Source organism: Epilithonimonas sp., from assembly GCF_032054305.1.
Taxonomy (GTDB): Bacteria; Bacteroidota; Bacteroidia; order Flavobacteriales; family Weeksellaceae; genus Epilithonimonas.
In genome coordinates, this window is record NZ_DAMBSX010000004.1 from 230,317 (window position 1) to 242,691 (window position 12,375).

At 36.7% G+C, this 12,375-nt stretch carries 11 protein-coding genes and 1 riboswitch; of the genes, 5 read left to right on the forward strand and 6 right to left on the reverse strand.

The window, feature by feature from the left end; all coding sequences use genetic code 11:
* Window positions 1-47 precede the first annotated feature (47 nt).
* A riboswitch (SAM riboswitch) is annotated at window positions 48-152 on the reverse strand.
* A gap of 170 nt (window positions 153-322) precedes the next feature.
* Window positions 323-1,129, forward strand: coding sequence for a glucose 1-dehydrogenase (locus tag RTX21_RS10195; RefSeq protein WP_312767351.1), 807 nt, complete (start codon window positions 323-325; stop codon window positions 1,127-1,129).
* A gap of 407 nt (window positions 1,130-1,536) precedes the next feature.
* The gene (locus RTX21_RS10200; protein ID WP_312767731.1) at window positions 1,537-4,140 is read left to right on the forward strand and encodes an MGH1-like glycoside hydrolase domain-containing protein; all 2,604 of its coding nucleotides are present in this window, start codon (window positions 1,537-1,539) and stop codon (window positions 4,138-4,140) included.
* A gap of 113 nt (window positions 4,141-4,253) precedes the next feature.
* Here RTX21_RS10200 and RTX21_RS10205 read toward each other — a convergent pair whose 3' ends face one another.
* The 6 genes from RTX21_RS10205 to RTX21_RS10230 all read right to left on the reverse strand — a co-directional run bounded on the left by RTX21_RS10205 (window position 4,254) and on the right by RTX21_RS10230 (window position 10,340).
* Window positions 4,254-4,676, reverse strand: a complete 423-nt coding sequence (locus RTX21_RS10205; protein ID WP_312767353.1) for an OsmC family protein — start codon at window positions 4,674-4,676, stop codon at window positions 4,254-4,256.
* Between the two features lie 199 nt (window positions 4,677-4,875).
* Window positions 4,876-6,207: a DUF58 domain-containing protein gene (locus RTX21_RS10210; RefSeq protein ID WP_312767355.1), complete on the reverse strand. Its 1,332-nt coding sequence runs from the start codon at window positions 6,205-6,207 to the stop codon at window positions 4,876-4,878.
* A 30-nt stretch (window positions 6,208-6,237) separates the two neighbouring features.
* Window positions 6,238-7,233, reverse strand: a complete 996-nt coding sequence (locus tag RTX21_RS10215) for a MoxR family ATPase (protein ID WP_312767356.1) — start codon at window positions 7,231-7,233, stop codon at window positions 6,238-6,240.
* A 94-nt stretch (window positions 7,234-7,327) separates the two neighbouring features.
* The gene (locus tag RTX21_RS10220; protein ID WP_312767359.1) at window positions 7,328-8,497 is read right to left on the reverse strand and encodes a hypothetical protein; all 1,170 of its coding nucleotides are present in this window, start codon (window positions 8,495-8,497) and stop codon (window positions 7,328-7,330) included.
* A gap of 25 nt (window positions 8,498-8,522) precedes the next feature.
* On the reverse strand, window positions 8,523-9,311 hold the full coding sequence (locus tag RTX21_RS10225) for a DUF4129 domain-containing protein (RefSeq protein ID WP_312767362.1): 789 nt from the start codon (window positions 9,309-9,311) through the stop codon (window positions 8,523-8,525).
* Between the two features lie 36 nt (window positions 9,312-9,347).
* Window positions 9,348-10,340 carry a stage II sporulation protein M gene (locus RTX21_RS10230; RefSeq protein ID WP_312767365.1) on the reverse strand — a complete coding sequence of 331 codons (993 nt, stop codon included), beginning with the start codon at window positions 10,338-10,340 and terminating at the stop codon, window positions 9,348-9,350.
* Window positions 10,341-10,360: 20 nt separating this feature from the next.
* Between RTX21_RS10230 and RTX21_RS10235 the strand changes: the two genes are divergently transcribed.
* The 3 genes from RTX21_RS10235 to RTX21_RS10245 all read left to right on the forward strand — a co-directional run bounded on the left by RTX21_RS10235 (window position 10,361) and on the right by RTX21_RS10245 (window position 12,336).
* Window positions 10,361-11,113, forward strand: coding sequence for an RDD family protein (locus tag RTX21_RS10235; RefSeq protein WP_312767368.1), 753 nt, complete (start codon window positions 10,361-10,363; stop codon window positions 11,111-11,113).
* Between the two features lie 89 nt (window positions 11,114-11,202).
* A complete protein-coding gene (locus tag RTX21_RS10240) occupies window positions 11,203-11,613 on the forward strand; it encodes a hypothetical protein (protein WP_312767369.1) in 411 nt (136 codons plus the stop codon).
* A 27-nt stretch (window positions 11,614-11,640) separates the two neighbouring features.
* Window positions 11,641-12,336: a hypothetical protein gene (locus RTX21_RS10245; RefSeq protein ID WP_312767370.1), complete on the forward strand. Its 696-nt coding sequence runs from the start codon at window positions 11,641-11,643 to the stop codon at window positions 12,334-12,336.
* Window positions 12,337-12,375 lie beyond the last annotated feature (39 nt).

The window sequence follows — 12,375 nt, forward strand, 5'->3', positions numbered from 1 at the left end:
TGATAAAAAAATTGAAAATGCTACAGGGAAATGTAGAATATAGGTTTGGGTTATCTTTTCCGCCATTGCGGATAGAATTTAGCACCTTCTTCGTTTCCGAAGGGTTGCCAAGGTTTCACAGAGTCTAATCTCTCCACCTTTCTCGATAACATTTTCAATATGTAAATGAACAATTCTGACTGCAAATATAGATAAGAAATTGTCGTTTTTCCAAATAAACTGAAAAATGTCATTATAAATTTTTTGTTAAGAATCTATTTTAAGATATTTATAAAAGCAATTGTGTATAATATTTGCTTAAAATTCTTCCTAAAGATAAAAAATGGACATTAATCTAAATAAGCAAGTTGCTATTGTCACAGGCTCTAGTAGCGGCATAGGAAAAGGAATTGCCATCAGTTTGGCAAAATCCGGCGCAATTGTCATCGTGAATCACTCATCCGAACATTCGAAAGAGGAAGCGGAAGAAACTTTGAAAACCATTGAAGACAATGGTGGCGAAGGATTCATTATTCAATGTGATGTGAGCAAGGAAGACCAAGTTTTGGCGATGTTCCAAACGACGGTTGATAAATATGGAACCGTTGATATTTTGATTAACAATGCCGGTTTGCAACAAGACGCGCCTTTCATCGAGATGACCTTGGCGCAATGGCAGAAAGTGATAGATGTGAATCTGACCGGACAATTTCTGTGTTCACGCGAAGCCATTAAAGAATTTTTGAAACGCGGAATGACAGAAAAATCCAAAGCGTTGGGGAAAATCATCAATATCAGCAGTGTTCACGAGACGATTCCGTGGGCTGGGCACGCCAATTACGCTTCCAGTAAAGGTGCGCTCAGAATGCTGATGCAAACGCTGGCTCAGGAATATGGAAAACAGAAAATCCGTGTGAATAATATTTGTCCGGGCGCCATCCAAACGCCCATTAACAAATCGGCCTGGGATAATAAGGAATCTCTGGATGCGCTGATGACTTTGATTCCGTATGACAGAATTGGGCAACCGGAAGATATTGGGAATTTAGCCGTATTTTTGGCGAGTGATTATTCGGATTATATTACCGGAGCGAGTATCTATGTGGATGGTGGAATGACGACGCTGGAGAGTTTTGCGGATAACGGGTGATTATAAATGATGAATGATAAGTGATAAATGATTCGATTCACTGTTTTTTTTCTTGAAATTTTTAAACGCAGAGATTTTTTGAAGTACGAAGAAATTTAAGAAGGCAAAGGAATAGATGAATCGATTTTTTAAGCGGATGTTGATTCGGAAAATAAATTTTATAATTGAGTTTTTTAATTATCATTTATCGATTATCAACTATCATTTATCCGTTGAAAGAAAGGAAAAACCTCAACATAGCCCCGATGGGAACGGCATCCTTTTTTTGCTTTTGAGATAATTTTCTTTTGATGACCAATGGTCTGAGCAAAAAAAGATATAGTGGACAGCGGGTTGGGATGTTCTAACAAATGGACAACCGTGATGCTCCTAAAAAAGAGAATAATTATTTTGAAATAATTAGAAGAATGACTGAAGAAGAAAAATTAAAAAACCCGAATTGGAAAAAATGGGGACCGTACGTGAGCCACCGCCAATGGGGAAATGTGCGGGAAGATTATAGCACAAATGGCGATGCGTGGGGATTTACTGGTCACGATACAGCAGAAGCCTGGACGTACCGATGGGCCGAGGAAGGCATCGCAGGAATCTCGGATGAGAAGCAACAGATGTGTTTTGCACTCTCTTTTTGGAATAAAAATGACTGCAGAGTCAAGGAACGTTTTTTCGGGCTGAGCAATTATCAGGGAAATCACGGCGAAGATATCAAGGAGATTTTTTATTATCTGGACAACACGCCATCTCACAGCTATATGAAGATGGTTTACAAATATCCCATCAATGCGTTTCCGTATGATGACCTCATCAATGTGAATGCACAACGTTCCAAAAACGAAATGGAATATGAAATATTTGACACGGGAATTTTCGACAACGACGAGTATTTTGATATTTTTATTGAATATGCCAAAGCTGGCGAAGACGATTTTTTAATCAGAATCGATGTTCATAACAGAAGCAACAAACCTGCGTCAATCGTGGTTTTGCCAACAGTTTGGTATAGAAATAATTGGGTTTGGGGTTACAACGATTATAAAGCGAAACTTGGTTTTTCTAAGCAAGGCGAAATTGATATTCATCACGATAGTCTGAGCATCAAAAAGTTATATTCTAGGAACCGGAATGTGGACGCTTTGTTTTGTGAGAACGAGACGAATCGCTCAAGACTTTTCAATCTTCCTAAGACGGAAGGTTTTTTCAAAGATGGTATCAATCAATACGTTACAAAAGGTCTTGATACAGTGAACCCTTCCAAAGTTGGGACAAAAGCGTCTTTACATTGCGAAGAAATCATCGAAGCGAATAGCAACAAGGTTTTCGAATTTCGGTTGTCGCCTCATATTATGGAGGATGCGTTTTATGATTTTGATGAAATCGTAGCGAGAAGAAAACAGGATGCGGACGAATTCTACGGAAACATTCAAAAAGAAATAGACAACGAAGATGAGAAAAATGTTCAGAGACAGGCTTTTGCAGGCTTGCTTTGGAACAAACAATTCTATCATTACAACGTTGGAAAATGGCTGAAAGGCGACCCGAATTTCCCGATTCAGAGAAAAGGTTTTGTCCGGAACAGCGATTGGGAACATCTTCATAACAAGGACATTATATCGATGCCCGACAAGTGGGAATATCCTTGGTATGCGACTTGGGATTTGGCGTTCCATTGCGTAAGTTTTTCTGTGATCGATTCAGAATTTGCTAAAAATCAATTGATTACATTGACCAAAGAATGGTATATGCACCCGAACGGTCAGGTTCCCGCTTACGAATGGAATTTTGATGATGTGAATCCTCCGGTTCACGCTTGGGCGACTTTCAGGGTTTTTAAAATCGATGAAAAAAATAATGGAAAACCGGATTTAGCTTTCTTGGAAAGGGTTTTTCAGAAATTATTACTGAATTTCACTTGGTGGGTCAACCGAAAAGATTATAACGGGAACAACCTTTTTGGAGGTGGATTTCTAGGTTTGGACAACATCGGCGCCTTTGACAGGAATATGGAATTCAATGAAGGGGAACATCTGGAACAAGCCGACGGAACGAGCTGGATGGCGATGTATGCGCTGAATATGATGCGTATTTCTATGGAACTCGCAACGTACAATCCTGTTTATGAAGATATGGCCATCAAGTTTTTCGAGCATTATCTTTATATCGCCGAAGCAATGGAAAACATCGGTGAAGGCAAACAAGGACTTTGGAACGAAGAAGACGGATTTTTCTACGATTTGCTTCAGCTTTCCAATGGTGACAGTGTGAATCTCAAACTTCGAAGCATTGTTGGATTGATTCCGATGTTTGCCGTTGAAGTGGTGGAACACAGTATGTTGGAAAAACTTCCGGAGTTCAAAAAACGGATGGAATGGATTCTGAAAAATAAACAGGAGTTAACGAAACTCGTTTCTCAATGGTACGTAGAAGGCGAAGGAAACAAACACCTTTTGAGTATTTTGCGAAAAACAAGACTGACGAAAGTTCTGACGAGATTGGTTGATGAATCCGAATTCCTAAGCGATTACGGAATCCGTGCGATGTCCAAAGTTTATGAGGAAAATCCGTTCAGATTTACCGTTCACGACCAGGAACACGTTGTTTATTATACGCCTGCAGAAAGTGACAGTCGAATGTTTGGCGGCAACAGCAACTGGCGTGGACCGATTTGGTTCCCTATTAATTTCCTGATTGTAGAAAGTCTGCAACGTTTCCATTTCTTTTTCGGCGATGCTTTGACGATTGAATATCCAAAAGGAAGTGGTGTTCAAAAGAATCTGGAAGAAGTTTCCAAAGACATCGGCGATAGACTTTGTGGTATTTTCCTGAGAGATGAAAATGGAAATCGTGCGTTCAATGGTGGCGTAGAGAAATTTAACCAAGACCCGCATTTCAAAGATTACATTATGTTCTTCGAATATTTCCACGGTGACAATGGCCGAGGGGTTGGCGCTTCCCATCAAACCGGATGGACTTCTACGGTGGCGAAGTTGATTCAGCCGAGGTTGAAGCATTAGAGTTCTTGTGAGTTGGAGGGTTTTAGTGTTTGAGTGTCTGAGAGAGTTTTTGATTTGCTCAAACGCTTTTACTCTCCAATGCTTTAAATCTCACACGCTCTAACACTCAAACTCTATTGCACAATATCTCCATTGACGTGAACTTCATAAGTGATTTCCACATTCGGTTCCAGAGTTTTGGAAACAGAACAATATTTTTCAAACGATAATTCTCCAGCTTTTTTAGCTTTTTTCGGATCGATTTCGCCTTCGAGGAAAAATTTCACTTTGATAGATTTGAAAGGTTTTGCTTCATCAACTTGAACTCTTTCTCCTTCAACTTCCGCTTTGAAATCGGTTATAGTTTGGCGTTGTTTTTTTAGGATTGAAACGATATCAATTCCGCTACAGCCGGCAACTGCCATTAATAAAGATTGCATTGGCGAAACGCCTTTTGCGCCAGGCAAAGTTGTGTTGTCAAGTAAAATTGAGTTGCCTTGTTCATTGGAACATTCGAACAAAAAATCGTCGTTGATTCTATTGAGTGTGATTTTCATCTGTAATATTTATTTTTTATTTGTCAGTTGGAGCGCTTAGACGTGTTTCCTTCTAATTAATTTTTCACACAAGCGTTTCATTTTAAGATTTATTATTTATGAACACGAAGCGCACAAAGTTTTTTTTAATAATTATATGTTTTAAAGTTTACAAAGCCACTTCGTTTAGATAAGGCTTGTATTGAAATTAGATTCAAATTTACAAAATTCCACGCGCTTTTATCTCCAGATATTTATTGATAACATCGATGTTGAGATTTTCCGGAAGTGTATAAATACTGTAAATTCCGTATTTTCTGAGTTCCTGAATAATCAGTTTTTTCTCGAATTCAAATTTTTCAGCAATGATTTCGTCATAGATTTCCTGCATATTTTCGGGATTGGTATTCAGCAATTTGTGAACTTCAGAATTCTTGAAAAATATGACTACCAAAAGATGATTTTTGGCGATGCCTCGCAGATATTTCATTTGACGATTAAGTCCGTCCAAAGTTTCAAAATTGGTGAAAAGTAAAACCAAACTTCTTTGATTCAAATGAAATTTCATATCCTGATAAAGCCTTCCAAAATCACTTTCGAAGAAATCGGTTTGAACGTTGTACAAAGCTTCCGAAATCTTTTTCAATTGTCCGGATTTGTTGTCTGATGCGACTTTGTTCTCCGTTTTTTTGGCGAATGTCATCATTCCTGCTCGGTCGCCTTTCTTCAGAATAATATGAGATAAAGCCATCGTCGCGTTGATGGAATAATCCAGCAAACTCAAACCGTTGAAAGGCATTTTCATCGTTCTGCCTTTGTCGATGAGCATTATGATGCGTTGCGATTTTTCATCCTGAAACTGATTGACCATCAATTTGCTGGATTTGGATGTCGCTTTCCAATTGATGCCTCGGATGTCGTCGCCCTGAACGTAATCTCGGATTTGTTCAAATTCCATCGTGTGCCCCAGCTTTCGGATTTTCTTGATTCCACCAAGCATAAATTCGTTTTGAAGCGCCATCAACTCATATTTTCTGAGATGGATGAATGACGGATAACTCGGTAATTTTGCATCTTTTTGAAATGTAAATCGTCTGGAAACCAATCCGATTGGCGAATCAACATAAATATTCAGATTTCCAAAACTGTATTCGCCACGTTCTTTTGGCTCAAGTATATATTCAAAAAAACAATTGTTTCCGCTTTCGATATTTTTCTTAATGAGGAAATCTCTCTTCTGGAATTGAAAAGGAATTTCGTCAATAATTTTGGTGTTGATATTAAAATTGTAATTATTTCTAATATCGATTTTTACAGAATTTTCATCGCCATTCGACAGCTTTTCGGGCAAGATTCTTTGCGCGTTGACCCCTTCCTTATTTTGAAATAAAATCAAACCGTCAACCGCCGTCAACAATAAAACAAAAATCAACAACGAGTTGGCAATCCACATCATAAAAGAAAAGAAAAATGCCAAAACATAGCAGATTCCGACACCGAAGAGGGCGAAGAAGAATCTGTTATTGATATATGTTTGTTTTAATGTTTTCACTTTAATTGATTTCCATTAATTTATAGATTTCTACCTTGGAACTTCTATGCTTTCAAGAATTTGTCTGATAATTTCATCAGCCGTCAAACCTTCCATTTCACGTTCTGGCGAAACGATAATTCTGTGTCTCAGAGCTGCGTATGATGCTTCTTTGATATCTTCCGGCGTCACAAAATCACGACCTCGGATAGCGGAAAAAGCTTTACTCGCAGTCAACAAAGCCAAACTTGCTCTCGGCGAAGCGCCCAAGTATAAAAACTGATTTTGTCTCGTATTGACAATGATTTTCGCAATATATTCCAAAAGATTTTGCTCAACAATGATGTCTTTTACCAACTGCTGATATTGTTTCAATTGTTGACCGGAAATCACCGTTTGAACCAAATCGGTTTTATCTTCTAACTTATTGTTGTGTTGATTTTTAATGATTTCAATTTCCTGTTCCAAATTCGGGTAACCAACCTCGATTTTAAATAAGAAACGATCAAGTTGCGCTTCCGGCAATCGGTAAGTTCCTTCGTGTTCAATCGGGTTTTGAGTGGCAACCACCAAGAATGGTTCTTCCATTGGATATCGCACGCCGTCCATCGTGATTTGCTTTTCTTCCATCACTTCAAACAAAGCCGATTGCGTTTTGGCAGGCGAACGGTTAATCTCATCAATCAAAATAAAATTCGAAAAAATCGGGCCTTTTTTATATTTGAAATCCGCTTCTTTGACATTGAAAACCGAAGTTCCCAAAATATCAGAAGGCATCAAATCCGGCGTAAACTGGATTCGGCTGAAATCAACCGAAATGGTTTTGGCCAATAGTTTTGCAGTAATTGTTTTCGCAACGCCTGGCACGCCTTCTATCAAAACGTGACCGTTTGACAACAGCGCAACAAGCAAATGTTCAATCATATTTTCCTGACCGACAATTACTTTTGCGATTTCTGCTTTTACGCGTTCGAGATTATTTCGTAAGTCCGTCATATCCAGTCTGGACTGGAATTCCGGTGCTTGGTCTTGGTATTGTTCTTCCATAATTTAATTTTGTAAGCTTAAGCTCCGTAGGAGCGGAATGTTTGTAGTTATTAGTGAGAGTTTCAGCGGAGCTCCGTAGGAGCGACACTTTTCATCATTTCAAAATATCATCCAAAATTCTATTCATCCGTATCAAATCCTCCTTCATCACACTTGCGTAAGGATCTTGTCCTTTTTTCACGAGTGTAACAGCTTCTTTTATTAGTTCTATATTTTTTCCTGTTTTCAAATGCAATTTATGGATGAATTGTTCATCCAGACTATGTGTATCAATTAGCAGATCCATTCTTATCTTACTCAAAAAGTATTGTGCTTTTTTCGCCATCATCTCGTGGAAATCGCCTTCTTGAAGATATAAATTTCCGATACTTCTTATAAATTCTACCGAAGTATTTTTCAAAGGTTCTATTACTGGAACAATTCTTTGCTTTCTTTTGGCATTGAAAAAGACAAAAATCAATAGTCCTGCAATCAACAAATACCAGGCGGATTTCAACGGCGGATGGCTGATAATGAATCGCATTGGCGACATAGATAAAGATGTATCATTTTCTATAAACCACACGGTTTCCCTATTCGGGAGATAAGAAAGTACATTTTCTACATATTTATTCCTAGAATTTAAAATATAATAATTGGTCAAAACCAAAGGCTCTGAATGGATATAGAAATGTCCTTTTCCGAAATTGATCTTCACAAAATCCGCACTAAAGGAAGACTTGTTACTTTTAGCTTTATGTAATGTTTTTCCAAGAATTTCTATATCGTTCCTGATGTAAGAAAAACCTTGATTCTCAGGAAACTTATCAATGAACAACCTGCTATCAGCTAATTTTTCATCTGTGAGCTGCAAATAATAATTTTTTTCACCACTCACAGTCTTGAATCTAAATCCCAACGTATCTCTCAACTTGGCAGTCGTATCGTTGGTAAACCACATTACATCGGAGCCATTCGAAACCTCATTCAAAATATATTGCCAGGAAACATCGTCCAGTTTTTTCTGAATAATCAAGATATTATGTGGTTTCTTCTGATCATTTTTTTGATAATAAGAATAAGGTGAAACTCCTACTTTTTCCAATTTCCCCCGGAATAAACCAGTTGACTCCTGATTAAAAATATAAAGTCCGAAAGGTGTTTTTTTATCGACATCAAAGTTCTTTCGCCAATCCAAAGCCGGTTTTCTATTCCCACTAAACATCGCCACCACAATTAATATGATGATAAACACTATAGCGTATATTTTGAAAGTTTTGCTCATTGATCTGCAGCAGTGAATTGACTTTTTAGAGTTTATGAAAATAAGTTTTATAATACTGATAATCTTTCTCCTCTGTATCAAATTCGCCGTACCAGATATAATCATAGATATAAATAATGCGGCTGAAATCCTCTTTCAAATTAATGTTTTTTAGTTCTTTGAGATAATCCCGATTGGTTTTTTCGGGATTCCAGCTGATGAGATTTCTATCCGATAATTTTTTAAGCGCAAATAGAAAATGATAACGAATTGCCGAACGATAATCTTTTTGTTTTTCAAATTTCAGGATTCTCTCAGGGAAATTGATCTCGTGGATATTTTCTTCCAAGTCCTGAACTGTAATTTTAATTTTTCGATTCTTTTTTCCAAATAAGAAATTTCCTTCTTTCGACATTAGATATCTTATCAATAGATATAGTAAAATTCCAATGACCAAAATACCAATAGTTCTTAAAATAGTAACTGTATAATCAGTCGCTCTGTTCGGGTCTATGTCTTTGAAAATCTTGGATAATAACTTAGCAATATGCCTTTTGATGATATCCCAAAGAGATTCCTGAGATTTTGAAGTTCCATAATCGAACTCCCCTCCTTTATATTTATTTTTGAGATTTGGAAAGAAATTTTTCGGATAAAGTGTATTATTTGTAGAATAATTGGACCTGACCAAAGAATCTGTCAAAACAAACTCTTCTTTAACATGATAACTTGCGGAATCCTCAACAATTTCCATTTGCTGCACAGCATCGTACTGAGAGAAAACAATGTTTCCCTGCAAAGAAAAAAACAGTAAAAGAAGAATTCTAAATCTCATCTGCTTCAAATTAATTCAATCGTATTGCTGATGAGATCATCGATTTTTATATCCTGAGACAAGTACATGGTGATTTAGTTTTTTTATAACGATAAATGGATATATAAAATAATAGAAAGCGATCAGAGACAACGTTCCAAAGATGATGATCAGATTCAGGACCAACGGCATTGTCTGTGCATATCTGGTTACAAAACCTTCTATAATTCCAGCAAATATGGTAAATGGGACTGTACTTAAAAAAATTTTAAAACTCTCCCGGAAGCCCTGCTTGAAAGATTCTAATCTCGATAAGGTTTTTGGGAACAAAATTGATGCGCCTAAAATCAATCCGGCCATGGCTTCCACCACCATTCCAAAGATCTCAAAAGCACCATGCAGCCAAATTCCTTTGGCACTTTCCAATAGCACATTCTGTGTTTTGAAAAAAAACTGGAAAGCACCTAGCATGATGCTGTTCTGCATCAAGGCATACAAAGTCCCCAGTCCTCCCGAAATCCCATAAATGTAAAGTTTTGCTCCAACCACCAGATTATTAACGATGATCATTATGGATGAACTCCAGTTGGCACCGCTTCCATAGATTGCCGTTGCATCTCCCTTTTTGATATTTTCCAATGTCTGATTTACATAGCCCTCGCCTAAGATCAATGTCGCAAAATCTTTGTCATAAATAGACGAAATAACACCTATTGCCACAAACAAAATAAAAAAACAAAAAGCATAATACAAATATCTCTGGTATTGATAAACCGTCATCGGAACTTCTGTTACAAAAAAATGCTTGATTCTGTTTTCTTCTATCCTTTTGGTCTTATAGATTCTCTGAAAAATTTGAGAAGAGAGAAAATTGAGATAAATTGTAGTTTTACTTTTAGGATAATAAGTCTGTGCAAAAGAGAGATCATTAATAAGATTGATATAAAGAGACGAAAGGTCATCCGGATTTTTTTTCATTTTCCCGCTGACAACCTGTTCGATTTCCAACCATTTTTCTTTATTTTGCTTTATAAAAGCCACTTCTCTCATAGTGCTAAAATAATAAAAATATGAATCAGATCGCCATCAATACTTCACAAAATATAAATGTATATTTTACGTTGGCAGGCATTGGAGAAAGGATTGTTGCTTTTTTCCTCGATTTGTTCATCAAAGTATTGTATATCTTGATTATATTTTGGATTCTGCGCAATGTTTTTGACTTCTCAGACTTTATCCGGGACATGGACGGCTGGTCTGTCGGCGCACTTGTTCTTATGATCACACTACCCGTTCATATCTATACTTTGGTTTTGGAGAGCCTCATGGAAGGACAGACATTCGGAAAAAAAATAATGAAAATAAAAGTTGTGAAAATCGATGGCTATCAGGCAAGTTTTGGAGATTATCTCATGAGATGGATCTTCCGTTTGGTCGATATTGTTGGCAGTATGGGAATCATCGCATTTATCACTTCAGTAGTATCAAAAAATCACCAGCGTTTGGGCGATATCGCAACAGGAACAGCCCTTATTTCACTGAAAAACAATGTCAATATTTCCCACACTATTTTGGAACAACTGAAAGAAGATTATGTTCCGACTTTTCCACAGGTAATTTTATTGACTGATAATGATGTAAGAATCATAAAAGAGAATTTCCAAAAGGCACTGAAAACCGACGACAGACAGATCATCAATCGATTAACTGTAAAAATTGTGGAAATTCTGAAATTAGATGCAGATTCCATACAATTTACGCAACGACAATTTATCAACATTGTGATCAAAGATTATAATTTCTACACAGGTAAGGATTCTTGATATTTTCCAATTAAATTGACAAATGCTTTACATTTGATCAGCTACTGTCTATTCTTCTTTTAATTTCTTTGAGAAAATTATCCCGACCAATGAAAACCATTTTATTAACAATAACTTTACTGCTAAGTTCAACCGCATATTCGCAGACAGAAATTTCCAAAGGCATTACAATTCCAGATTCAAAAGCAGAATTCCCTGGCGGACAAGATGCTTTCAAAAATGAGTTTATGAAAATGGTTCATGCTTATGTGGATATTACCGCTTACGCTGTAAATGGGAAATTTTCTTTTGTTCTTACAATCGATGAGAAAGGAAAGATGAGCGAGCTGAAGATCTACCCTAAAGTAAGAAACGATGAAGAATTCAAACAGGATATGAACTTCGCTATGAAACGTATCAAAAAGAAATGGAAGCCTGCAATCAAAAACGGAGTTCCGGTAAGTTCATATATTATTTTCGAGATCAATTTCACATCTGACCATTCGGATGAAGAATATTAATTTTAAAGACTAAAACGTATAACCATAATGAAAACTAAATTATTTTTTGTCTTAATTTTCCTACTCAAATTTTCTATTGCTAATTCTCAAACCGAGGTTCTACAAAGATATCCCGAAAATCAAATGCCTTATGCTGGTGGTTATATCGGTTATTACAAAGATCTTCACGATATTGTTGTCGAAAAGAAACTTCAACCTTGTTCAAACAAAAATGAGATCTACCAATTTAGCCTGTTGATTAAGCCTGACTCTTCCATACAATTTATCAGAGATCTTAATCCCAAAGTTGTAGAGTCAAATAAATGTGCTTACGATCTTGCCAGAGAAGTAGCTAATAAATATCAGAATGGCTGGAAACCGGCATCATTGAATGGTATAGCGCAAAATGCAGTTGCCAGATTTATCATTTTTCCGGACGATTTTTTTAATAATTATAGAGAAGGATATTATCCGCTTTTCAGTGCACCTGTTTATAATAATTATGGAAAAGATAACATTGATCGCTTTCGTAAAGAATTGATTGCTAAACTTGATTTAAGAAGATTCAGCTGGAATGACATTTTTACGGTAGAAACAGAATTTACAATCACTAAAGACGGAAAACTGGAAGATATAATCCTGACGAAGAAAACAGGGCTTGACGAATTCGATAGAATGATTGTTCTAACTTTCAAAGGCATGAAGAAAAATGGACGCCCGCTACTATCAATGGACAGCCAATAGATTTTCGATTTAGATTAACACTAAAAGCAATAACAGATC

Coding starts and splice junctions, on each gene's coding strand:
- RTX21_RS10195 (WP_312767351.1), top strand. CDS start 323: ATGGACATTAATCTAAATAAGCAAGTTGCTATTGTCACAGGCTCTAGT.
- RTX21_RS10200 (WP_312767731.1), top strand. CDS start 1,537: ATGACTGAAGAAGAAAAATTAAAAAACCCGAATTGGAAAAAATGGGGA.
- RTX21_RS10205 (WP_312767353.1), bottom strand. CDS start 4,676: ATGAAAATCACACTCAATAGAATCAACGACGATTTTTTGTTCGAATGT.
- RTX21_RS10215 (WP_312767356.1), bottom strand. CDS start 7,233: ATGGAAGAACAATACCAAGACCAAGCACCGGAATTCCAGTCCAGACTG.
- RTX21_RS10220 (WP_312767359.1), bottom strand. CDS start 8,497: ATGAGCAAAACTTTCAAAATATACGCTATAGTGTTTATCATCATATTA.
- RTX21_RS10225 (WP_312767362.1), bottom strand. CDS start 9,311: ATGAGATTTAGAATTCTTCTTTTACTGTTTTTTTCTTTGCAGGGAAAC.
- RTX21_RS10230 (WP_312767365.1), bottom strand. CDS start 10,340: ATGAGAGAAGTGGCTTTTATAAAGCAAAATAAAGAAAAATGGTTGGAA.
- RTX21_RS10235 (WP_312767368.1), top strand. CDS start 10,361: ATGAATCAGATCGCCATCAATACTTCACAAAATATAAATGTATATTTT.
- RTX21_RS10240 (WP_312767369.1), top strand. CDS start 11,203: ATGAAAACCATTTTATTAACAATAACTTTACTGCTAAGTTCAACCGCA.
- RTX21_RS10245 (WP_312767370.1), top strand. CDS start 11,641: ATGAAAACTAAATTATTTTTTGTCTTAATTTTCCTACTCAAATTTTCT.